The 22,291-nt window shown below is 72.9% G+C and carries 16 protein-coding genes; 7 read left to right on the top strand and 9 right to left on the bottom strand.

Translation table 11 applies throughout. The features are described 5' to 3' along the window. Positions 1-109 precede the first annotated feature (109 nt). Genes purE through ACFWE2_RS15320 form a run of 4 tightly spaced genes read right to left on the bottom strand, consistent with a single transcriptional unit; the run spans position 110 to position 3,909 of the window. Positions 110-625: a 5-(carboxyamino)imidazole ribonucleotide mutase gene (gene purE / locus ACFWE2_RS15335; RefSeq protein WP_377225095.1), complete on the bottom strand. Its 516-nt coding sequence runs from the start codon at positions 623-625 to the stop codon at positions 110-112. Continuing rightward, positions 622-1,854, bottom strand: coding sequence for a 5-(carboxyamino)imidazole ribonucleotide synthase (locus ACFWE2_RS15330; RefSeq protein WP_377225094.1), 1,233 nt, complete (start codon positions 1,852-1,854; stop codon positions 622-624). The genes purE and ACFWE2_RS15330 overlap by 4 nt, the downstream gene beginning before the upstream one ends. A gap of 11 nt (positions 1,855-1,865) precedes the next feature. Further along, complete coding sequence (locus tag ACFWE2_RS15325) at positions 1,866-3,221, bottom strand: sensor histidine kinase (RefSeq protein ID WP_377225093.1); 1,356 nt, start codon at positions 3,219-3,221, stop codon at positions 1,866-1,868. Between the two features lie 4 nt (positions 3,222-3,225). Continuing rightward, a complete protein-coding gene (locus ACFWE2_RS15320) occupies positions 3,226-3,909 on the bottom strand; it encodes a response regulator transcription factor (protein WP_026366105.1) in 684 nt (227 codons plus the stop codon). Positions 3,910-4,061: 152 nt separating this feature from the next. On the opposite strand from ACFWE2_RS15320, the gene ACFWE2_RS15315 reads away from it, so the two are divergent. Beyond that, positions 4,062-5,474, top strand: coding sequence for a sensor histidine kinase (locus ACFWE2_RS15315; RefSeq protein WP_377225092.1), 1,413 nt, complete (start codon positions 4,062-4,064; stop codon positions 5,472-5,474). After that, positions 5,471-6,178 carry a response regulator gene (locus ACFWE2_RS15310; protein ID WP_377225091.1) on the top strand — a complete coding sequence of 236 codons (708 nt, stop codon included), beginning with the start codon at positions 5,471-5,473 and terminating at the stop codon, positions 6,176-6,178. Before ACFWE2_RS15315 ends, ACFWE2_RS15310 begins: the two co-directional genes overlap by 4 nt. Positions 6,179-6,243: 65 nt before the next feature. Here ACFWE2_RS15310 and ACFWE2_RS15305 read toward each other — a convergent pair whose 3' ends face one another. From ACFWE2_RS15305 to ACFWE2_RS15295, 3 genes are read right to left on the bottom strand one after another with little or no spacing between them, the layout of a single operon-like run. Continuing rightward, complete coding sequence (locus tag ACFWE2_RS15305) at positions 6,244-8,871, bottom strand: ABC transporter permease (RefSeq protein ID WP_377225090.1); 2,628 nt, start codon at positions 8,869-8,871, stop codon at positions 6,244-6,246. 8 nt (positions 8,872-8,879) lie between these two features. After that, complete coding sequence (locus ACFWE2_RS15300; RefSeq protein ID WP_377225089.1) at positions 8,880-11,468, bottom strand: ABC transporter permease; 2,589 nt, start codon at positions 11,466-11,468, stop codon at positions 8,880-8,882. An 11-nt stretch (positions 11,469-11,479) separates the two neighbouring features. Continuing rightward, on the bottom strand, positions 11,480-12,313 hold the full coding sequence (locus tag ACFWE2_RS15295; protein ID WP_377225088.1) for an ABC transporter ATP-binding protein: 834 nt from the start codon (positions 12,311-12,313) through the stop codon (positions 11,480-11,482). Between the two features lie 405 nt (positions 12,314-12,718). Between ACFWE2_RS15295 and ACFWE2_RS15290 the strand changes: the two genes are divergently transcribed. Continuing rightward, positions 12,719-15,733 carry an FtsK/SpoIIIE domain-containing protein gene (locus tag ACFWE2_RS15290; protein ID WP_377225087.1) on the top strand — a complete coding sequence of 1,005 codons (3,015 nt, stop codon included), beginning with the start codon at positions 12,719-12,721 and terminating at the stop codon, positions 15,731-15,733. On the opposite strand, the gene ACFWE2_RS15285 is transcribed toward ACFWE2_RS15290, so the two are convergent. Continuing rightward, positions 15,681-16,103, bottom strand: a complete 423-nt coding sequence (locus ACFWE2_RS15285; RefSeq protein WP_377225086.1) for a hypothetical protein — start codon at positions 16,101-16,103, stop codon at positions 15,681-15,683. The two genes, ACFWE2_RS15290 and ACFWE2_RS15285, sit on opposite strands and share 53 nt — an antisense overlap. Positions 16,104-16,389: 286 nt before the next feature. Here ACFWE2_RS15285 and ACFWE2_RS15280 point away from each other — a divergent pair, with 286 nt between their 5' ends. Beyond that, positions 16,390-16,638, top strand: a complete 249-nt coding sequence (locus tag ACFWE2_RS15280; RefSeq protein WP_026365970.1) for a WhiB family transcriptional regulator — start codon at positions 16,390-16,392, stop codon at positions 16,636-16,638. A gap of 187 nt (positions 16,639-16,825) precedes the next feature. Here ACFWE2_RS15280 and ACFWE2_RS15275 read toward each other — a convergent pair whose 3' ends face one another. Next, positions 16,826-18,307 (bottom strand): sensor histidine kinase, encoded by a 1,482-nt coding sequence (locus ACFWE2_RS15275; RefSeq protein ID WP_377225096.1) that lies wholly within the window; start codon positions 18,305-18,307, stop codon positions 16,826-16,828. 265 nt (positions 18,308-18,572) lie between these two features. On the opposite strand from ACFWE2_RS15275, the gene ACFWE2_RS15270 reads away from it, so the two are divergent. The 3 genes from ACFWE2_RS15270 (at position 18,573) to ACFWE2_RS15260 (ending at position 22,239) form a co-directional block, all read left to right on the top strand. Beyond that, positions 18,573-19,097: a DUF2505 domain-containing protein gene (locus tag ACFWE2_RS15270; protein WP_377225085.1), complete on the top strand. Its 525-nt coding sequence runs from the start codon at positions 18,573-18,575 to the stop codon at positions 19,095-19,097. A gap of 272 nt (positions 19,098-19,369) precedes the next feature. Then, positions 19,370-20,716, top strand: a complete 1,347-nt coding sequence (locus tag ACFWE2_RS15265) for an ABC transporter substrate-binding protein (protein ID WP_377225084.1) — start codon at positions 19,370-19,372, stop codon at positions 20,714-20,716. Between the two features lie 191 nt (positions 20,717-20,907). Continuing rightward, on the top strand, positions 20,908-22,239 hold the full coding sequence (locus ACFWE2_RS15260) for an ABC transporter substrate-binding protein (RefSeq protein WP_377225083.1): 1,332 nt from the start codon (positions 20,908-20,910) through the stop codon (positions 22,237-22,239). Positions 22,240-22,291 lie beyond the last annotated feature (52 nt).

Here is a 22,291-nt window from a genome sequence, read left to right as displayed (position 1 = left end):
GCTGTGCGTAGACAGTGTCTACGCACAGCAACACACCCCGCGGAGTACCTGTCTTCCCGACGGTGTGGACCGACAGTGTGGACGGAATCCCCGGACCAACCCGGACCGCTCAGCCGCGGACCTGCGACCGCAGCCGCTCACCCTTGGCGTGCGCGACCGCGCTCAGCTCCGTCTGGAACGCCTCCATGCGCTCCCGCAGGGCAGCCGCGCCGGCCCCTTCGCCCGAGGCCAGGATGCGCGCGGCGAGCAGGCCCGCGTTGCGCGCCCCGCCGATCGACACCGTCGCGACGGGTACGCCTGCGGGCATCTGCACTATCGACAGCAGGGAGTCCATGCCGTCCAGGTACTTGAGCGGCACCGGCACCCCGATCACCGGCAGCGGCGTCACCGAAGCGAGCATGCCCGGCAGGTGTGCGGCGCCGCCGGCGCCCGCGATGATCACGCGCAGCCCGCGGCCGGCGGCCTGCCGCCCGTAGTCGATCATCTCGGTGGGCATGCGGTGCGCCGAGACGACGTCGACCTCCACCGGCACCTCGAACTCGCGCAGCGCCTCGGCGGCTGCCTCCATGACCGGCCAGTCGGAGTCCGACCCCATCACTATGCCGACCTGCGGGCTGATGCTCATCCGTTCGCCTCTTCCTCGGTGTTGTCGCCGCGCAGCAGTGCCGCGGCCGCGCTGGCCCGACGCCGGACCTCGTCCAGGTCGTCGCCGCTCACGTTCACGTGGCCGAGCTTCCGGCCCGGCCGGATGCCCTTGCCGTACAGGTTCACGCGCGCCTCCGGGAAGGCCGCGAGCAGCTCCGGCAGCGCGTCGGTGAGCTCGCCCAGCGTGGAGCCGAGCACGTTCGCCATCACGGTCCAGGCGGCGACCGGTTCGGTGGCGCCGAGCGGCAGGTCAAGGACTGCGCGCAGGTGCTGCTCGAACTGGCTGGTCACGGCGCCGTCGATCGTCCAGTGGCCGCTGTTGTGCGGGCGCATCGCGAGCTCGTTGACGAGCACCGTCGGCACGCCGTCCGCACCGGTGACCTCGAACATCTCGACCGCCAGCACGCCGGTGACGTCGAGCCCCTCGGCGACCGTCGTCGCGATCTCGCGCGCACGGGCGTCGAGCTCCGCGGACAGGCCGGGCGCCGGGGCGATCACCTCGGAGCACACGCCGTCGCGCTGCACCGACTCCACGACGGGCCACGCCCGCACCTCGCCGGACGGCCGTCGGGCCACCAGCGCGGCCAGCTCGCGCACGAACGGCACCTTCTCCTCGACGAGCAGGGGCGGGCCACCGTCTGCCACGCCGGCGAACCAGTCGGCGACGTCGTCCGGGGAGGAGACCACGCGGACGCCCTTGCCGTCGTAGCCGCCACGGGAGGTCTTGACGACGGCCTCGCCGCCCACCTCCGTCAGGAAGGCCGCCAGGGCGGCCCGCCCCTCCTCCGTGGACGACGACGGCAGCGGGGCCCACCGCGGGCACGGCACGCCGAGCTCCGTGAGCCGCTGCCGCATCACGATCTTGTCCTGCGCCTGCACCAGCGCGTGCGGGCCGGGGCGCACCGGGGTCCCGTGCTCGATGAGGTCCGTGAGCAGGGCGTTCGGCACATGCTCGTGCTCGAACGTCAGCACCGTCGCGGCGGCGCCCTCGGAGGGCGCGATGAGCGAACGGATCGCCGCCTCGTCCGAGGCCGCACCCACTGGTGTGTCCGTCACGACCTGCGCGGCGGACGACCCCGGCTCCTCCACCAGGACCCGCAGGTGGATGCCCAGCTCACCGGCGGCCGGCGCCATCATCCGGGCGAGCTGCCCGCCTCCCACGACTGCGACGACGGGCGGGCCTGACGGGTGGATCTCTGTTGCGCTCACGTGGACACAGCCTACCGGCGGCCGCGGCCCTTCTTCTGGCCGAAGCTGGAGATCTTCGACCCCACCGGCAGCACCTGGTGCGGGTCGAGCGTCTTGGGTACACCCGACAGGAACACCGAGAACACCGGCGGGGTGCGCTGGGTGAGCTGGAGGTTCCCGCCGTCCGCCGCGACGAGGTCCTTGGCCAGCGCGAGCCCGAGACCCGTCCCGGCACCCGACGTGACGCCGCGCTCGAAGATCTTGCCCTGCATGTCCTCCGGCACGCCGGCGCCCTCGTCCGTGACCTCGATGGCCATGGCGCCCCGCTGACCCTCGCGGATCCGCAGGGTCGTCGTGCCGTCGCCGTGCTTGAGCGAGTTCTCCAGCAGCGTGGACAGCACCTGGGCGAGCGCACCGGGGGTCGCCAGGACGCGGGCGCCGCCCGAGTCCTCGACGTTCAGGTGCCGGCCCGCCCGCTCGAACGACTCGCGCCACTCCTCCTCCTGCTGGAGGAAGACGACGGCGACGTCGACGGACTCCGTGGTACCGCCCTGGGCGCGCCGCGAGCGGGACAGGAGATCGTCGACCACCCCGACCAGCCGCTCCACCTGCTCGAGCGAGATCCGGGCCTCCTCCTGCACGTCCGGCTCGGTGGAGGTGAACGTGATCTCCTCCAGGCGCATGGTGAGCGCCGTGAGCGGCGTGCGAAGCTGGTGGGAGGCGTCCGACGTGAACTGTCTCTCCACCGCGAGCCGCGCCGCGAGCCGGTCGGAGCTCCGTGCCAGCTCGGCCGCGACCAGGTCGATCTCCTCGACGCCGGACGGGTCCAGCCGTGGCCGCACCTGTCCCGCGCCGAGCTGTTCGGCCGAGGCCGCCAGGTACACGAAGGGTTGCGCGAGCCGGTTCGCCTGCCAGGCCGCCGTGACCGCACCCGCTGCGAAGGCGCCCACGCTGCCGAACACGACGAGCACGACGACGTTGATCGCCTTGATGTACGCGGGCCAGGCCGAGACGGAGATCACCACGCCCATCACGGGCTGCGCCTCGGAGGCCAGCCCACGGTCGATGGTGGCGCCGGTCACGGGCTCACCCGACGTGAGCTGCGCGCCGTCGGGCTGGTTCACCGTCACGTGCGCGACGATGTCGGTGCTCTGCGGCTGAACCGCCCGATCCAGCACCGACTGGTCGACGAAGCCGGTGTCGGCGGCGGAGCGGTTGCGCTCGTAGGAGTTGACCGCGGACGACAGAAGGTCCTGCGCCCGGGTCTCGACCCGGGCGACCTCCTGGTCGTAGATGTATCGCGCGCCGAAGATCGCGAGCGGGATACCCAGGAGCAGGACGGCGACCGCAACCGCGGCGATCGTCGCCTGCAGCACGCGGGCGCGCATCTGGCTAGCTCGCCCCGATCTCGAAGCGGAAACCGAGACCGCGCACGGTCGAGACGTAGCGCGGTGCGTTGGCGTCGTCGCCGAGCTTGCGGCGCAGCCACGACACGTGCATGTCCAGCGTCTTGGTCGAGCCGACCGGGTCCGAGCCCCAGACGTCGCGCATGAGCGTGTCCCGGACGACCACGGAGCCGGCGTTCTGCACGAGTACGCGCAGCAGGTCGAACTCCTTGGTGGTCAGGTGCAGCTCGCGGTCGCCCTGGAAGGCCCGGTGCGCGGATACGTCGACACGGACGTCCTGCGCGTGCAGCTCCTCCTCCTCGCCGGTCTCGCCGTGCGAGCGGCGCAGCAGCGCCCGCACGCGGGCGAGCAGCTCGGCCAGGCGGAAGGGCTTGGTGACGTAGTCGTCGGCGCCGGCGTCAAGGCCCACGACGAGGTCCACCTCGTCGGCACGGGCGGTCAGCACCAGCACGGGCACGGTGAGGCCGTTGGCCCTGATCTCGCGCGCGACATCGAGCCCGTCCATGTCCGGAAGGCCCAGGTCCAGAACGACGATGTCCGCACCGGTCGAGCTCTCGATCGCACCTTTGCCGGTTCCTTGCACGACGACGTCGTATCCCTCACGGGAGAGCGCTCGTGCCAACGGCTCGGCAATGGCCGGGTCGTCCTCGGCTAGGAGTACGTGAGTCATTTCGCCATCGTAGGGCATAACCGACGCTCTGGCGCTACCCGGGCACCCTCGGAACGACCTTGCTACCGAATCCTTTCGGTAGAGCAAGCGATGGCGCAAGTGCTACCACGGTATGACGCGCCACCGCAACGGTTCGACCTACTCTGACCTGCATGGGTTGGTACGAGCGGTGGGCGCGGTGGGCGGAGCGTTATCGGTTCCTCGTCGACCTCTCCTCGACGCTGCTGGCGGCGCTGTTCACGCTGACCCTCGCCGCCTCGTCGCCCAGCACGTTCGCCCTCGGCGGCGGCCAGGCCGTGCTGCTCTCCGCTGCCGTGCTCGCGCCCCTGCCCTGGTGCCGTACGCGGCCCGTCGCCTCGTGCATCGCGATGTTCGTCGTCTGCATGCTGCAGATCACGGTCCTCGGCACCCCGCTGCTGCTCCCGGCCGACCTGGCCGTGCTCGTGTCGATGTACTGCGTGACGGTGTACGGGCCGCGGTGGGCGTACCGGATGGCCTGCTGGATGGCGGTGGTCGGCTCGGTCTCCGTCGGTGTCTCGTTGTGGCTCTACAACGGCGCCGGCTCGCCGCTGGACGGCATACCGATGGTCGTCCTGTCCATGGCGCTGCTCGGCTGCTCGTTCGCGTTCGGCCTGGTGCGCCGTTCGCGGCGGGCGATGATCACCGCGATGCGCGACCGCGCCGAGCGCCTCGAGATCGAGCGGGACCAGCAGGCCCAGATCGCCACGGCGGCCGAGCGGTCGCGCATCGCCCGCGAGATGCACGACATCGTCGCCCACTCCCTGTCGGTGATCATCGCGCAGGCCGACGGCGGGCGGTACGCCGCGGCCGCCGACCCGGCCGCGGCCGCACGCTCGCTGGGCACCATCGCCGAGACGGGCCGTGCAGCCCTCGCCGACATGCGGCGGCTGCTCGGGGTGCTGCGGCAGGACCAGCCCAGCGCAGCCACGCCGCTCGGCCTGATGGCGCCGGACGCCGTCGTGGCCGGGCGCGCGGCGGGCCCCGGGACGCCCGCCACGGCCCGTCAGGGTGTGGGGAGCGGACCGGGCGGCACCGTGCCCCGGGCGACACCGTCGTCGGGCAGCGCGGCCCCCCTGCAGCCCCAGCCCGACACGGGCGACATCACCGGCCTGGTCGACCAGGCCCGCGACGACGGCCTGCGGGTCTCGTTCGCCCGGGTGGGCGTCGAGCGACGCCTGCCGCCCGGTGTTGGTCTGACGCTGTTCCGGGTGTGCCAGGAGTCGCTCACCAACGTGCGCAAGCACGCGGGCCCGCGGCCCGCCGTCACGGTCCTGTTGCGCTGGGGCGAGGAGGAGGTGGAGCTGCGGGTGGACGACGACGGCAGGGGCCTGGCGGCCGACGGTTCCCCCGGTCCCGACGAACCGCCCCCCACCGCCGGGTACGGCCTGCTCGGGATGCGCGAGCGCGCCGAGATGTTCGGCGGCACGCTGTCGGCCGGCCCGCGCCGTGGCGGCGGGTTCTCGGTGCGGTTCGTCATCCCCATCCCGCGTGCCGAGCACGCGGTCCACAACGACACACAGGACGACACCCGAGGAGCACGATGACCGAAACCCCCGGCGAACCCGACCGGCCCGTGCGGGTCGCGCTCGTCGACGACCAGCCGCTGGTCCGCGCGGGCCTGCGCATGGTCATCGACTCCCAGCCCGACCTGCGGGTGGTGGTCGAGGCCGACGACGGGCGCGACGCCCTGCACCGGCTGGCGACCACGGCGACCGACGTCGTGCTGATGGACGTGCGCATGCCCGGGATGGACGGCCTGTCCGCCACCCGGGCCCTCCTGGCCGACGGCGCCGCCGCCGCGGCTGGCGACCCCAGGGTCGTGGTGCTCACCACGTTCGACCTGGACGAGTACGTGCTCGACGCCATCCGGGCCGGGGCCAGCGGCTTCCTGCTCAAGGACGCGCAGCCGGAGGAGCTGCTGACGGCGATCCGGACGGTGCACCAGGGGGACGCGGTGATCGCGCCGTCGTCCACCCGGCGGCTCATGGAGCGCCTGGTCACGACCCTGCCGCCGGAGGAGGCTGCGGGCCCGCAGGAGGCCCTGGCCGCCCTGACGAGCCGCGAGCGCGAGGTGCTCGTGCTCATGGCCAGGGGACGGTCCAACACGGAGATCGCCACCGACCTGTTCGTCGCCGAGGCGACGGTCAAGACGCACGTGGGCCGCATCCTGTCGAAGCTGAACGCCCGCGACCGCGTCCAGGCGGTGGTCACGGCATACGAAACGGGCTTGGTCCGCCCCGGCTCCTGACCATCCCTCGTTGAGTGCTGGATATTCGTCCTCCTCACGGTCCGAAAAGGGCGAATATCCAGCACTCAACGAGCCAGGGCCGCCATCGGCGGGGTGCGGACGGCGGTGCGCGCCGGGGCTACCGAGGCGATCAGGCCGGCGACGAGGGCCACGCCGAGGACCACCGCGATCTCGGTCCACGGCACCACGAGCGGCACGCTGCCGAGGGCGGACAGCGCGGTCGTGGCGCCCGCCCAGCCGTACAGGAGGCCGAGCGCGACGCCGAGCACGGCACCGACCGCCGCGATGACGACGCCCTCGACGGCGAGCGTGGCCCGTAGCTGCGCCTTCGACAGCCCGATGGCCCGGAGCACCGCGTTCTCGCGGGTCCGGTCCATGACGGACAGCGAGAGGGTGTTGGCGACGCCGATCAGGGCGATGAGCACGGCAACGGCCAGCAGCCCGACCACTATGCCGAGGATCATGTCGACGATCTTCTGGTAGGCGGCCTGCTCGACGAACATCCCGGTGACCCGCACGGTCTCCCCGGTGGTCGAGACGGCCTCCTGCACGGCCGGGACGACGGCCGTCGCGTCCTGGCCGTCGTCGACCTTCGCCCAGACCTCGCCGGCGGCTGCGCCCGCGTCGAACGCGGTGAGGTCCTGCGGCGTCAGATAGGCACGGTCCGCCTGGGAGTCGCTGTGCGCCACGTCGAGGGCCACGGTCCCGTCCGGCCCGGTGAGCTCTATCGTGTCGAGGCCGGCCAGGCCGTACAGCTCGGCCGCCCGCTCCGGGACCACGAGGGTGCCTGGCCGCAGCGCGTCCGCGTCGACCGGCGTGTTCGCGACCGACCGCAACGCCTCCGGGTCGACGACGGCGAGCTGGACCGGCCTGCCGCCACCCACCCGCTCGGCGGACACACCCGTCACCTCGATCACCGCACGCAGCCCGTCGACGCCGCGCAGGGCGTCGAGCACCGTTCCGGGCACGGCCGCCGCTGAACCGTCCCGGTCGTACGTGGTGCTCGTGGCCTGGACGTCGACGGGGAAGCGCTCGTCCAGCTTCTCGTCCATCGCGAGCCGTGCGCTCGCCGCACCGGTCGTCATCATCGAGACCAGGGTGACGCCGATGAGCAGCGCGGTGGACGTCGCAGCCGTCCGGCGCGGGTTGCGCAGGGTGTTGGCCGACGCCAGGCGTGCCGCCGGTCCTCCGACGCCCGCGACGCGGCCGAACGCCGCGGCGACGCGGGGCAGCCAGAAGACGGAGCCGACGATGACGCCGACCAGCGACAGGGAGCCGCCGAGGACCGTCGCGAACAGGCCGACGTCGATGGTGCCGGACATCCCGAGGGCAACGCCCTCGGCCAGGAGCGCGAGCCCGCCGACGGTCGCGAGCACGGCGAGCACCACCCTGCCACGGGCGGGCCGGCACGGTCCCGGTGCGGCGGCGGGGCGCATGGCGGCGAGCGGGGCGACGCGGGACGCGGCCCGCGCCGGGGGGAGCGCGGCGGCAAGGGTCACCAGGAGACCGACCGCGACCGGCACCAGGACGGCGGGCACGCTCGGGGTGATGGTCGCCGGCAGCGCGACGCCGAGGTCGAAGGCCGGCGCGACCATGAGCCCCGCCTGCACGAGCAGGGATCCGAGGGCGACGCCCGCTACCGAGGTGAGCGCGCCGAGGATCGCGGCCTCGAGCAGCACACCACGGTAGATCTGTCCGGTGCTCGCTCCCACGCAGCGCAGGAGCGCGAGGTCGCGCGACCGCCGCGCGACGAGGACCTGGAGCGTGTTCGTGATGACGAGTCCCGCGACCACGAGGGAGACGGCCGTGAGGGCGAGGGCGAACACGAGGTAGACGATGTTCTGGCCGCCGGAGATCGCCGAGACGACGTCCTCCGCGCGCTCCTCGGGCGTGGTGACCTCGGTGGCGGACGGTACGGCCGCGGCCAGCGCGTCCTTCGCTGCCTCGAGGGCTGCCTCGTCACCGGGCCGGTCCAGGGCGACGACCAGTGTCCTCATGCCTGGCGGCTCGGCCGCGCCCGCCTCGTCGGCGATCCGCTTCTCCAGCGCCTCGGCGGTGACGACCGCCACGCCGCCGCCCGCCGCGTAGGTGCCCAGCGGATCGTCGACGAGACCCGACACCGTCAGCTGCTCGGTGGCCTCCTGACCGCCGTAGCACTCGGCGCCGTTCTTGTCGGCGGCCCGGTCGCCGCCCCGCAGGCAGCGGGTCTCCGCTATGGCGTCGCCGACGGAGACGCCGAGGAGCTTCGCGGCGTCCACGGGGAGCACTATCTGGTCGGGGCGGTCGGCCCGGACGGGGCGGTCCGCCCAGGCGCCTTCGGCGAGCACCAGGGGCGACAGCCGCGGGTCGGAGGGGTTGGCGACGAGCGACTGGTTGATCGTCCGGCCGCCGTGGCTGAGCTGTGCGTAGGCGCCGCGGAACCCGTCGGCCGCGGCCACTCCCTCCACGGCCCGTACCGCCTCCGTGTCGGCGGAGGTCATGGTGCCGTCACCGTCGAAGACCACGAGGTCCGCATCGGCGTACTGCGCGGCCACCTGGGCGTACGTCGTACGGGTGACGATCGTCCCTGCCTGCAGCGTCGCCGCGACGAACGCGGTGCTGACGACCGTGGCGACGCCTGCGGCGGCCAGCCTGCGGACGCTGCGTCGCAGCTGGGCCAGCGCAAGGCGGGTGGTGGGGTCGGCGGTCGGCACGCGGAGCCCTACCGCGCCGCCAGCGCCGCCACCGGGCGGGTGCGGACGGCGGCCCGCGCCGGCACGACGGAGGCGAGCAGCCCGGCCACGAGGGCCACGCCGAGCACCGCCGCGACGTCGGCCCACGGGATCACGAGCGGCACGTCACCCATCGAGGAGAGCGCGGTGGTCGCGCCGGCCCAGCCGTACAGGACGCCGAGCAGCACCCCCAGCACGGCCCCCACACCGGCGATGAGCATCCCCTCGACGGCGAGCATGGCCCGCAGCTGTGCCTTCGAGAGCCCGATGGCCCGGAGCATGGCGTTCTCCCGCGTGCGCTCGATGACGGACAGCGACAGCGTGTTGGCCACACCGATCAGGGCGATCACCACTGCCACGGCCAGCAGGCCCACCACTATCCCGAGGATCACGTCGATCACCTGCTGGTAGCTCTGCCGCTGGGCCACCGCGCCGGTCACCTCCACCACCTCGTCGGTGGTGGACACCGCGTCCTGCACCGACGCGACCGTCGCGGCGGCGTCAGCGCCCTCGGCGACGCTCGCCCACACCCGGTTGGGCTCGAGGTCCGGATAGACGGCCGCGAGGTCCTGCGGCACGAGGAACGCGTACGCGTACTGGGCGTCCACCCTGACGATGTCGAGGGTCGTCCTCCCGCCGGGGCCGGTGAGCTCGATCTCGTCCAGGCCCTCGAGGCCGTAGTTCTTGGCCACCCCGTCCGGGACGACGAGCGTCCCGGGCCGCAGCGCGTCGAAGTCCTCCGGCGTGTTGACCACGTCCCGTAGCTGGTCAGGTGTCGCCGCGAGCGTCGAGACCCACTGCTCGTCCGCCGTGGAGACCAGCGCGTCGGTGACGGCCGCGGTGGACCGCAGCCCGTCGACGTCGTCGATCACGTCGACGACCGCACCGGGCACTGCGGCCATCTGCTCGCCGTCGTAGGTGGTGGTCGCGACGTCGACGTCGACGGGGAACTGGGCGTCGAGCTCGTTGTCCAGGGTGGTGCGTGCGCTGGCGGCGCCCGTCGTCATCATGCCGACGAGGGTCACGCCGATGAGCAGTGCGGTGGACGTCGCGGCCGTCCGGCGCGGGTTGCGGAGCGTGTTCGCCGCCGCGAGCCTGGCCGACGGCCCCGCCGTGCCCACGAGCCTGCCGATGCCCGCGGCGACCTTCGGCAGCCAGAACACCGAGCCGACGATCACGCCGATCAGGGAGACGGAACCGCCACCGACGGCGGCCAGCAGGCCGAGGTCGATGCGTCCCTGCAGGCCCAGCACGATCCCCAGGGCCAGCGCGGCGAAGCCGCCGACGGACATGATCGTCGCGAGGACCGCGCGGGCCCGCCCGGTGCCCTTGCCCAGGGTCGGGGCGTCGGCTGGGCGGAGCGCGGCCAGGGGCGCCACACGCGAGGCCGCACGCGCCGGGGCGAGGGCTGCGGTGAGCGTGACGAGGATGCCGACCGCGAGCGGGGCGACGAACACCGGCGCGCTGAGCTCGACGGTCTCGGGGAGCGGCACGCCGAGGTCGAAGGCCGGCGCGACCATGAGGCCGGCCTGGACCAGCGCGGTGCCGACGACGATGCCCGCGAGGGACGCGAGCGTGCCGAGGATCGCCGCTTCGAGCAGGACGCTGCGGTAGAGCTGACCGGTGCCCGCACCGACGCAGCGCAGCAGTGCGAGGGTGCGGGAACGCTGCGCGACGAGCACCTGGAACGTGTTCGCGATGACGAGGCCCGCCACGACGAGCGCGACGGCGGCGAACGTCAGGACGAAGATCAGGAAGACCAGGTCCTGACCACCGGACATGCCGGCCACCAGCTGCTCGGCATGCTCGTCGGTGGTGGTGACGTCCGTGGCCGAGGGGATGGCGTCCGCCAGCGCGGCGCGCACGGCCTCGACGGCGGCGGGGTCGTCGAGCGCGACGACTATCGTGCCGATGGTCGACGCCATGCCCGGCGCCGACTCGTCGGCGATCCACCGCGCGAGCGTGGGTGCGCTCACGACGGCGGCACCGCCCATGGCGCTGTAGGCGTCGTACGGGTCCTGGACGAGGCCGACCACTGTCAGCTTCTCGACGACCTCCTGACCCTCGTACGTCTCCGAACCGTCCTCGAGCTTCGTCGGCTCGGTGTCCGTCACCCAGCGGGAGGAGGAGACGGCGTCACCGAGGCCGACGCCGAGCCGTTCGGCGACGTCCTCGGGCAGCGCGATCTCGTCGTCGGCCGCCGGCCACTCGCCGTCGGACACCTCGAGCGGCGTGAGCCGCGGGTCGGACGCACCACCGACCACGCCCTGGAAGATCGACCTGCCGCCGTGGTTGAGCTCCGTGTAGAACGTCTCCTGTGCGTCGGCGGCTGCGACGCCCTCGACGCCCCGGGCGGCCTCGACGTCGGCCTCGGTCAGGGACCGGGCGTCGTCGAAGACCACCAGGTCGGAGTCGGCGAGGCTCGCCGAGACCTGGGCGTACGTGGTGCCGGTGATGATGTTGCCGGCCAGCAGCGTGGCGGCGACGAAGGCGGTGCCGATCGTGATGGCGACACCCGCCGACGCCAGCCGGCCCGCGCTCCGGCGCATCTGTCCCAGGGTGAGGCGGGTTGCGGGCATGGAGCCGGCCATCAGGCACCTGCCGCGCTGGTCGTGCTGCCCGGACGGCTGGTCACGGCGGGTTCTAGGGTGCGCAGTGCGTCCAGCCCGGCCATCGCGGAGTCCGGCGTCGGATCACTGATGTCACCCGCGATCCGACCGTCCGCGATCAGCACCGCACGGTCCGCATACGCGGCAGCCGACGGGTCATGCGTGACCATGATGATCGTGCGGCCCAGCTCGCGTACCGAACGGCGCAGGAAGGACAGGACCTCGGCGCCGGAGCGGGAGTCGAGGTTGCCGGTGGGCTCGTCCGCGAACACCACGTCGGGCTGCGCGATCAGGGCGCGCGCGATCGCGACCCGCTGCTGCTGCCCACCGGACAGCTCCCCCGGACGATGCGTGAGCCGGCCCTTCAGGCCGAGGGTGTCCACCAGGGTCTCGAACCAGGCCCGGTCCACGGTGCCGCCCGCGAGCTCGACCGGCAGGGTGATGTTCTGCTCGGCCGTGAACATCGGCAGCAGGTTGAACTGCTGGAACACGAACCCGACCCGGTCCCTGCGGAGCCTGGTCAGGGCCTTGTCGTTCAGGCCGGTGATCTCCGTGTCGCCGAGGAACGCCTGGCCGCTGGTCGCGGAGTCCAGGCCGGCGAGCAGGTGCATCAGGGTCGACTTACCCGACCCCGACGGGCCCATGATCGCCGTGAACCGGCCCTGCTCGAAGTCGACGTCCACCCCGTCCAGGGCCCGCACGGTCGCCTCACCCTTCCCATAGGTCTTGGTCAGGCTCCGGGCCCGTACGGCGCGGGCGGCGCCGCCCGGCGTGGGGGCCGGCTGGTCCGCCGGGACGTACACGGTGGTGTCCACGAGTTTGCTCCTCGAGTCGTCGATCGCTTCGGGTACTGCGGGCGGGTCGGGCTGCGAGCCGCGCTGGTGGGCGGTCGCCGGTGGCGGCTCGCGCCGGACGGTGCGTGTGCGGGGAGGCCCCCTGCTCACCGCCCGGAAGTGGTCCGGCCTTCCCGGGTTCGACCCCGGTACGGCCGGCGAACACGAACCTACGGAGCCGGGGCCGGTCCGGGCATCGGGCGTCGGCCTGATCCTTCCCGGACCGTGTCATCCCCTGGTCGTACATCCGGCCGACGCCGGGTAGGGGCAGTCCCCCAGGGGTTGTGCCGTAGCGAGCACGACGGCGGACCTGTGGAAACCGGTGTCGTGCACAGAGACCCCTGCAACCGCCCCGGTCCGGGCACGTGGACGACGAGGCTGGGGCCCATGACCCGACCCCCGTCGTCCGACGCCGCCGTGCGCGTGACCCTGCACCCTGGCGAGGACCTCCTCCTGCGCCCCGGCGCCCGCCTGGCCGACCTGCGCGCTCCCCTCGCCTCGCTCGTCCGGCGTCCGGAGCTGCGGTACGCCACGTTCGCCGTCGACGGCGAGCCCCTCACGGACGACCAGATGGTCGGCGAGCGCCCCCTGCTGCCCGGCGCGGTCCTCGGGGTGCGGCGCCCGCCTCGGCGCGGGGCCGGGCCCGGCTCCGGTCTCCGGTCCGCCGCGGTCAGGCCCTGGCTCGTCGCCCGTGTGACCGGGCCCGATGCCGGGATCGTGGTCGGGGTCAGCGGACCGCCGGCCGTGCTCCGTGCCTGGGTCCGGATGCGGCGCGGCGGGCGGCTCGCGGTCCGCAGGACGCGCGGCCCGGCGGCGTGGCTCGCGACCCGCACCACGCCCCCGCACAACGGCCTGCACTGGAGCCTCGCGCTGCTCCCGGCGGCCGCCTCGCTGAGCCTCGCCGCAGCGCTGCGCCAGCCGCTCCTGGCGGTGTTCGCGCTGGTAGGCCTCGTGGTGGCGCTTCCGCAGCTCCGTGCCGCCCGGCAGCGGGCCACTACCGACGGCGCACCGCGGGAGCGGTCGGAGGAGCTGCCGGGACCGGCCCGCCTCCTGGCCTTCGCGCACGCCGCGCACCACGTGTCGCCGGGCGCCTGGGCGGCCGCGCTGGCCGCCCGGGCCACGGCACGCGCGCCCGGCACGCAGGACGCCCCCGGCACTCCCCCTGCGACGCCGGCCCACCCCCTGCTCCCGCCGGCCGACGGTCCCTGGGAACGGCTGCTGCACGACGGCGTCGTCGCCGTGCTCGGACCCCGGGAGCTCGCCCGTTCCGTCGCCCGCGCCCTCGTCGCCGGCCGTGCCGCACGGGGAGCCGAGGTGCGGGTCGGCCCCGGCACTCACGGCTGGTCCTGGGCCCGGTGGCTCCCCCGGGGCGGGCCGCCCGTCCTCGTCCTGGACGGCGACGGCGCTGCGGCCCCGCCCCCCGGCCCTCTCGCCGGCCCCGGCGGCGACCACCTCGTGGTGTCCGTCGGAACCGTGCCACCCGGCTGCCGCGCCGTGGCGCACGTGCTCGACTCCCGCCGCGTCCGGATCACGGGACCCGACGGAACAGCCCGCACCGTGCCGCTCGTCGGCGTCACCACCGAGTGGGCCGAGCACCTGGCGCGCCTCCTCGCCGGCGCCGCCCGGCTCGGCCGTGCTGCGCCCGTGCCGGGCGGACGTGCCGGGAACCCGGAGGACGCCCTCTTGCCCGCCGTCGTGCCGCTGACCAGGGCCCACGGCCTTGCCCAGGTGCCGGGACCGCGGGAGCTCGCGACGCTCTGGGGCAGTGCGGACGGCTGGGCGGTGCCGCTGGGCACAGGCACCGACGGCGCCCCCGTACACCTCGACCTGGTCCGTGACGGGCCGCACCTCCTCGTCGCCGGCACGACGGGGTCGGGCAAGTCGGAGCTGCTCCAGGCCCTCGTGCTCGGGCTCGCCCTGACCCGCTCCCCCGCCGACCTGGCCCTCGTGCTGGTCGACTTCAAGGGCGGGGCGAGCCTCGGCGCGTGCCAGGGGCTGCCGCACGTCGTCGGCCAGGTCACCGACCTGGAGCCGGGGCTGGCGGCGCGGGCGCTCTCCGGGCTGCGGGCAGAGCTGCGCCGCCGTGAGCGCGTCCTTCAGGCCCATGGCGTGCCGGACGTCGCTGCCCTGCCGCCAGGTGTCCTGCCCCGGCTCGTCGTGGTGATCGACGAGTTCCGCGCACTGGCCGACGACCTGCCCGAGTTCCTGCCGGCCCTGCTGCGCGTCGCGGCACAGGGGCGGTCGCTCGGTGTGCACCTGGTGCTCGCGACCCAGCGGCCGGGTGGGGCCGTCGGGCCGGACCTGCGGGCCAACGTCAGCGCACGGATCGCGCTCCGCGTCACCGACCCCCTCGAGTCGCGGGACGTGCTCGACGACCCCGCCGCGGCGCGCATCCCGGTCACGGCACCGGGCCGGGCGGTGCTGCGCCTCGGATCCGCACCACCCGTGCCCCTGCAGTGCGCGTACGTGACCGCGCCGACCGAGGCGGAGCTCCCCCTGGTGCGCCGCGCCCCGGCCTGGCCGGCGGCTCCCGGCAGCACACCGGACCAGCCGTCCATCGGCCGGCCGAGCCCCGAGCGACCGGAGCCCGCACGGCCGGACGCCGCACGGCCGGACGCCGCGGCGCTCGTGGTCGACGCGGCCCGCCGCGCCGCGCACGAGCTGGGGCACGTCCCGGGCACCCCACCATGGCTGCCGCAGCTCCCCCGCCGGGCCACCGTCTCCGACCTGCCGCCGGCGACCCGGCGTGACCGGACAGGACTCGTCCTCGCCCTCGGCGACGACCCGGACCGGCAGCGTCGCACGACGGTCACGTGGAAACCTGGCGACGGCCATCTGGCGGTCGTCGGACGGGCACGCTCAGGGCGGACCACGGCGCTCGTCACCCTCGCGATCGACGCCCTGCGGCAGGGCTGGACGGTACGAGGGATCGCACGCGATCCGCGCTCGCTCGCGCCCCTCGAGCAGCTGCCCGGTTACGGAGGGACGGTCCGGCCGGACGACGCGGGCGCTGTCGCCGGCGTGCTGGCCGCGGCAGCCGTCGGCACGGACACCGACACCGGTCCGAACCGTGCGCTGGTGCTCGTCGACGCGGCAGATGACGTACGCGGGACCCTGCCACCAGCGGCGTTGCGGTCAGGGGCGGCGTTCGCGCTCACGGCCGACAGCCCGTCGGTGGGCGGCCTGGCGGCGCGCGTAGGACCGCGGCTGGTGCTGCTCGGCACCGACCGCGCGGCCGACGTCGTGCTCGGGGCACCGGTGGCGCTCGCCGGATCGGGCGGCCCACCGGGCCGCGCGGCCTGGTGCGGCGGGGGCGAACCCGTGCTCTGCCAGGTGCTCGAGCCCCAGATCAGTCCTCGGAGCCGGTCGCCGACGTCGCCGCCACGACGGAGGGCGTCATGAGCAGACCGCCCACCACCACGGCGATCGTGAGAGCCGCCCATCCACCCGGGACGGAGGCCCCGGTGCCGCTGCCGACCGCAGCGACCGATCCGACGAGCTGAAAGAGCTGCCAGGTCACGACGGGTCCACGGCCTGAACGACGTCCCGCGAGAAGAGCCCGGCAGGACACAACGAGAACCCAGGCAACACCCAGGAGGAAGAAAATCAGAAAGAGGCTCACGCCGAGCGATGAGGAACCACCAGTAAGGAGTTCGCCAAGTAACACCACGGCGAAAGCAACGAGGCCGCTCACCTCGATCAGGACGCCGATCACGAGGGCACGAAGAAACACCGGGACACGAGGTGCGAAAAAGGCTTTCAGTACTGGCATGACGGACTAGGATACTGGTGGGCGGCTTATTCACAATAGTGTGACGGATACCTCAGGGTTCACGGCGAAGAAACTTCGCCGTAACCCCTTGTGCGAGAGTTCACGAGCGTGTGAACCTAGACGCAGCAAGCCACCACACCCCGAACAAACCCCCGTCGGTTGTCGCCTGGCGCACAGGGACCGGAATCCGGTCCACAACCAGACCTGTGCGCCCCAGACGCACGACGACGATGCTCCCACTTGACGAGCCGGACGGCGGGTAGTTCCTTCCAAGGAGTACGTGACCATGGACTGGCGCCACCGCGCAGCATGCCTCGAAGAGGACCCCGAACTGTTTTTCCCGATCGGTAACACGGGCCCCGCCCTGCTGCAGATCGAGGAGGCCAAGGCCGTGTGCCGTCGCTGCGACGTCGTCGATACCTGCCTCAAGTGGGCGATCGAGTCCGGTCAGGACGCCGGCGTCTGGGGCGGTATGAGCGAGGACGAGCGCCGCGCGCTCAAGCGTCGCACCGCACGCGCTCGTCGCGCGGGCTGATCTCCGCACCACGCTTGCCCGCGAGGCTTCTCCGCGAGCCGCGCCTGAGCACTCCCCCTTCGCTCGGGCGCGGCTCGCGTCATTTCTTTTCGGCTGCACCAGGGCGCGCCTGAACTGCGTGCCGAATTTCGTACGCCCGAATGCCGCACGCCCGAATGTCGCGACGCGGTGCTCGGGCCCACCCGGCTCAGGACCGTGACGAGTCGGCCACGCGCAGCACGAGCTGCAGCTCCACCTGCGTGCCGCCGCCCTCGCGGGTCGACCACTCGATGGTGCCCCCGAGCTCGTTCGTGACCAGCGTGCGCACGATCTGGGACCCCAGCCCGCTGCCGGGGCCTCGTCCGCCGTCGCCACCGTTCTGCGGCAGCCCGACGCCGTCGTCGGCCACGACCACCCGCAGGGCCGAGTTCTCTCGTTCCACGACGATGTTGATGGTGCCAACCGTGCGGCCGACGAACCCGTGCTCCACCGCGTTGGTGACCAGCTCCGTGAGCACGAGCGCGAGCGGCGTCGCGTCCTGCGCGGGCACCAGGCCGAACGAACCGGTGCGCACCGTACGGACCGACGTCCCGGCCGAGGCGACGTCGGCGGTGAGACGCAGCGCCCGGCCCACCATGTCGTCGAGCTCGACCTGCTCGTCCAGCGTCTGCGAGAGGCTCTCGTGCACCAGCGCGATGGTCGAGACGCGCCGCATGGCCTCCTCGAGCGCCTCCTTCGCTGCCGGCACGTCCATCCGCCGGGCCTGGAGCCGCAGCAGCGCCGACACCGTCTGCAGGTTGTTCTTGACCCGGTGGTGGATCTCGCGGATCGTCGCGTCCTTGGTGATGAGCTCCCGCTCGCGCCGGCGCAGCTCGGACACGTCACGGCACAGCAGCACGGCGCCGATGCGCTGGCCGCGGTCCGTCAGCGGCATCGCGCGCAGCGACAGCGACACCCCGTGCGCCTCGATGTCCGTGCGCCACGGCGCGCGGCCCATCACGACGAGCGGCAGCGACTCGTCGACGGGCTTGAGCTGCTCGACCATGTCGGCGGTGACCTCGACGAGCGACTGCCCGACGAGCGGCCCGATGACGCCGAGCCGGTGGAAGCACGACAGGGCGTTCGGGCTCGCGTACAGGACCTCACCCTCGGAGTTGAGGCGGATCAGGCCGTCACCGACGCGGGGCGCCCCGCGCCGCGACCCGGTCGCGGCGTTCGGGAGCGGGAACTCGCCGCGCGGGATCATCGCCACGAGGTCGTCGGCGGCCTCGACGTAGTTCAGCTCCAGCCGCGACGGCGTGCGGCCGGAGCCCAGGTTCGTCTGCCGCGCGATCACCGCGATGGCCGTGTCCTTGTGGACGACGGGGACCGCCTCCTCGCGCACCGCGTACGCGCCGAACCAGCGCGGCTCCCTGGCCCGCTGCGCCTTGGCCTCGGCCATCGCCTTCGCGAGCTGCGGGCGCTGCCCCTCGGGCGCGAAGGAGCCGACGATGTCGTCGTAGTGCACGGTCGCGCCCGTCGAAGGACGGCACTGCGCGATCGCGACGAACCGTCCGTCGTCGGTGGGCAGCCACAGCACCAGGTCCGCGAACGCCAGGTCCGAGACCACCTGCCAGTCGCCGACCAGCAGATGCAGCCACTCGACGTCGGCGGGCTCGAGATCGGCATGCTCAAGGATCAGGTCACTCATCGCGGACACGCGCCCAGCCTAAGCCGGAACCGCCCGTTGCCCCGTGCTCAGCCCGTCGCGGGCCCCGTGCTCAGCCCGTCGCGGGCCCCGTGCTCAGCCCGTCGCGGGCCCCGTGCTCAGCCCGTCGCGGGCCCCGTGCTCAGCCCGGTGCGGCCGCCGCGCGCACCTCCGGCCACGACGTCACCGGTGCGTAGCGGACGCACGCAACGTGTCGGGTTAGAGTTCCACCACCGGCATGCCCCGTCGTCGCGAGGAGGAAGAGCCCGTGCACCTGACAGTGGACCTGACGTTCCCCGCGGACATCGACGACGTCTCCACGATGCTCGCCGACGAGTCGTTCGTGCGCTGGCGTGCCCAGCGTTCCACCGGATCCGTGAACGGCGTGGTCGAGCAGGCCGACGTCACGGGCACGGCGGCAACCGGGTTCACCGTGGTGGTGCGTCGCACCCTGCCGACCGACATCATCCCCGTGCAGGCCCGCCCGTTCGTCGGCGCCCACCTCGAGATCCGCCAGGCCGAGGCCTGGGAGGCGGCTTCCGAGGGCCGGCGCACCGGCACGGTCGCCGTCGAGATCATGGGCGCGCCGGTTCGGGTCACCGCGACGGCGGCCCTCACCGCCCTGCCCGACGGGGGGACGCGTCTCGTCTACGCGGGCGACGTGCGGGCGACGGTGCCGCTCTTCGGCTCGGTCATCGAGGAGGCCGCCGTCAGCGCGGTGCGCACGACCCTCGAGACCGAGGCGGAGGCAGGCCGTGACTGGCTCGCCGGCAAGCACACCGGTACGGCCTGAGCCGTCCCGGTCCGGGCGCCCACCGTGGGCGCCGCCGCACGGTCGCCCGGAACACCGCTACCGTGGCGCACCCTGGCCGATCCGTGCCAGGGTCCGGGCGCAGCCTCGCATCTCGGGCACCCCAGTGCAGCAGTATGGCTTCAACCCCTGCCCTTTTCGGGCGGCGGATGCTAGAACCTGAGCGAACATTCGTGTCGGGTGTGGGCAAGTTTGTGCTCTGATATCGCTTTCAGGCCCCCCGACACACACGAGTCCGATCACGAGGAGTCCCAGTGCCCAGCAAAAACGGACCGGTCCGAAGCCGGACCGTCGCCCCCCGACGTGCGGTCCTCGCCGCGCTCACGGCCTTCGTCCTGCCCCTCACCGCCTGCGGCTCGCTCCTTGGGCAGAGCCCGGCGGGCGACGGAGGCGACGAGGACGCTCCGATCACGCTCACCGTGTCGACGTTCAACAACTTCGGGTACACCGACGAGCTGCTCGCGGCGTACACGAAGGAGCACCCGAACGTCACGGTCGAGCACATCGTGGCCCCCACGTCGGACGAGGCCCGTCTGCAGATGCTCAAGGCGTTCACGACGGGTGACGGTGCCGAGCTCGCGGACGTCGTGGCCGCGGAGGTCGACTGGATGCCGGAGCTGATGCAGCACTCCGAGCTCTTCGAGGACCTGACGGACCCCGCCGTCACCAAGCGCTGGGTGGACTGGAAGGTGGCACAGGCCACCACGCCCGACGGCAAGCTCCTCGGCTATGGCACCGACATCGGCCCCGAGGCGATCTGCTACCGCGCGGACCTGTTCGAGGAGGCCGGCCTGCCGACCGACCGCGAAGACGTCGCCGAGCTCCTCGGCGGCAAGGACGCGACCTGGGAGCGCTACTTCGAGGTGGGCCGCCAGTTCACCGAGCACTCCGACGTCGCATGGTTCGACGGCGCCACCGGCACGTTCCAGGGCATGGTCAACCAGCTTCCCGCGGCGTTCGAGGACCCGGCGACGCAGCTGCCCACCGACCTCTCGACCAACAACGAGGTCCGCTCGGTCTACGACCAGATCACCTCGGCGATCGACGACGGCCTCTCGGCCGGCCTCGTGCAGTGGTCACCCGAGTGGGCGGCGGGCTTCCAGGAGAACGCCTTCGCGACCATGCTGTGCCCGGGCTGGATGATGGGCCCGATCGAGTCCTACTCCGCGGGCGTGCAGGGCTGGGACGTCGCCAACGTCTTCCCCGGTGGCGGCGGGAACTGGGGCGGCTCGTTCCTGGCGGTGCCGTCCGCCGGCGCGTACACGGAGGAGGCGAAGGAGCTCGCCGCATGGCTCACCGCTCCCGAGCAGCAGACGCTGGCCTTCACGGCCGCCGGTGCGTTCCCGTCGCAGATCGACGCGCAGGGTTCCGAGACCGTCCAGGGCTACACCAACAAGTTCTTCAACAACGCCCCGGTGGGCAAGATCTTCGCGGCCCGGGCCCAGTCCATCGACGGCGCCCCGTACAAGGGCCCGTACTACTTCGCGATCCGCGACGAGGTGAACAACGCTCTGACCGCCGTCGACACCGGTAGCAGCGGTCCTGAGATCGCGTGGAACCAGGCGGTGCAGACCGTCAGCGACTTCCGCGTCCAGGAGTAGGCGCGCAGTCTTCGCCCGCTAGCCGTCTTGACACGACCCCGTGGACGGCGCAACGATCAGTGCCCGTGGAAGCGCTACCACACCCTAATCATGGGAGCGCTTCCAGCGCCGGTACGCCGACGTGCCCGCACGTGACGCGACCGCACAACGCTTGACCGCTAGCCCCAGACCGCACGACAAGGGAGTCCCCAGTGCTGAGCAGTACCCGACCCACCCGGCGCGCCGCCGCGCGCACCCTCCAGGCGACCGCCGGTGCCGCCGTCGTCGCCCTCGCCCTCACCGCCTGTGGTGGGTCCAACGAAGGATCCGACGGAGAGAACACCGCGGACGACGGCCCCATCACGCTGAAGGTCGCGACGTTCAACAACTTCGGCTACACCCAGGAGGTGCTCGACGAGTACACCGAGGAGCACCCGAACGTCACCGTCGAGCACGTCACGGCCGCCACCAGCGACGACGCCCGCACCAACCTGACCACCAAGCTCGCCGCCGGTGGCGAGGGCCTGGCCGACATCGAGGCCATCGAGGTCGACTGGCTGCCGGAGCTCACGCAGTACCCCGACCTGTTCACCGACCTGGCCGACCCCGAGCTCGAGGGCCGCTGGGTGGACTGGAAGGTCCAGCAGGCGACCACGCCCGAGGGCAAGGTCATCGGCTACGGCACGGACATCGGCCCCGAGGCCATCTGCTACCGCTCCGACCTGTTCGAGGAGGCCGGCCTGCCGACCGACCGCGAGGAGGTCGCCGAGCTGCTCGGTGGCGAGGACGCCACGTGGGAGGACTACTTCGCCGCGGGCCGTGAGTTCGTGAAGAAGTCCGACGCCGCCTGGTACGACAGCGTCGGTGGCACCTTCCAGGGCATGGTCAACCAGCTCCCCGAGGCGTTCGAGGACGCGGAGACGGGCGAGCCCAAGCCCCTCGCGGACAACACCGAGGTCAAGGACCTCTACGACCAGATCACCGACACCGTGGACGACGGCCTGTCGGCCGGCCTCGTGCAGTGGGAGGGCGACTGGGACGCCGGGTTCCAGAACGACGCCTTCGCCACGATGATCTGCCCCGCCTGGATGACCGGTCCGGTCGAGGAGCGCGCCGGTGGCGTCGAGGGCTGGGACGTCGCCAACGTCTTCCCCGGTGGCGGCGGCAACTGGGGCGGCTCGTTCCTGACCGTCCCCGCGTCGGGTGAGAACACCGAGGCGGCGAAGGAGCTCGCCGCGTGGCTCACCGCGCCCGAGCAGCAGAGCCGGTTCTTCGAGTCCGCGGGCACGTTCCCGTCGCAGATCGAGGCGCAGGAGTCCGAGGCCGTCCAGAGCTTCACCAACCCGTTCTTCAACGACGCTCCGGTGGGCCAGATCTTCTCCGACCGCGCCCAGAGCATCGACAGCGCCCCGTACAAGGGCGCGAACTACTTCGCCATCCGTGACGAGGTGAACAACGCGCTCAACCGGGTCGACGTCACGAAGTCGCAGGACGCCGACGAGGCCTGGGAAGAGGCCGTCGAGAAGGCTTCGGCCCTCGGCTGAGCCCAGCCGTAGAACCTGACGTGTCAGACACACAGGTCACCCCGGTGACCTG

Source organism: Promicromonospora sp. NPDC060271 (genome assembly GCF_042726755.1).
GTDB lineage: Bacteria > Actinomycetota > Actinomycetes > Actinomycetales > Cellulomonadaceae > Promicromonospora.
The sequence above is the reverse complement of the archived record's forward strand: the minus strand, read 5'-3'. Positions and strand labels throughout refer to the sequence as shown.

What these genes read in the sequence shown, in the direction of transcription:
- purE (WP_377225095.1), bottom strand. Translation starts at nt 625, where the DNA reads ATGAGCATCAGCCCGCAGGTCGGCATAGTGATGGGGTCGGACTCCGAC.
- ACFWE2_RS15320 (WP_026366105.1), bottom strand. Translation starts at nt 3,909, where the DNA reads ATGACTCACGTACTCCTAGCCGAGGACGACCCGGCCATTGCCGAGCCG.
- ACFWE2_RS15310 (WP_377225091.1), top strand. Translation starts at nt 5,471, where the DNA reads ATGACCGAAACCCCCGGCGAACCCGACCGGCCCGTGCGGGTCGCGCTC.
- ACFWE2_RS15280 (WP_026365970.1), top strand. Translation starts at nt 16,390, where the DNA reads ATGGACTGGCGCCACCGCGCAGCATGCCTCGAAGAGGACCCCGAACTG.
- ACFWE2_RS15300 (WP_377225089.1), bottom strand. Translation starts at nt 11,468, where the DNA reads ATGCCCGCAACCCGCCTCACCCTGGGACAGATGCGCCGGAGCGCGGGC.
- ACFWE2_RS15285 (WP_377225086.1), bottom strand. Translation starts at nt 16,103, where the DNA reads ATGCCAGTACTGAAAGCCTTTTTCGCACCTCGTGTCCCGGTGTTTCTT.
- ACFWE2_RS15290 (WP_377225087.1), top strand. Translation starts at nt 12,719, where the DNA reads ATGACCCGACCCCCGTCGTCCGACGCCGCCGTGCGCGTGACCCTGCAC.
- ACFWE2_RS15275 (WP_377225096.1), bottom strand. Translation starts at nt 18,307, where the DNA reads ATGAGTGACCTGATCCTTGAGCATGCCGATCTCGAGCCCGCCGACGTC.
- ACFWE2_RS15325 (WP_377225093.1), bottom strand. Translation starts at nt 3,221, where the DNA reads ATGCGCGCCCGCGTGCTGCAGGCGACGATCGCCGCGGTTGCGGTCGCC.
- ACFWE2_RS15315 (WP_377225092.1), top strand. Translation starts at nt 4,062, where the DNA reads ATGGGTTGGTACGAGCGGTGGGCGCGGTGGGCGGAGCGTTATCGGTTC.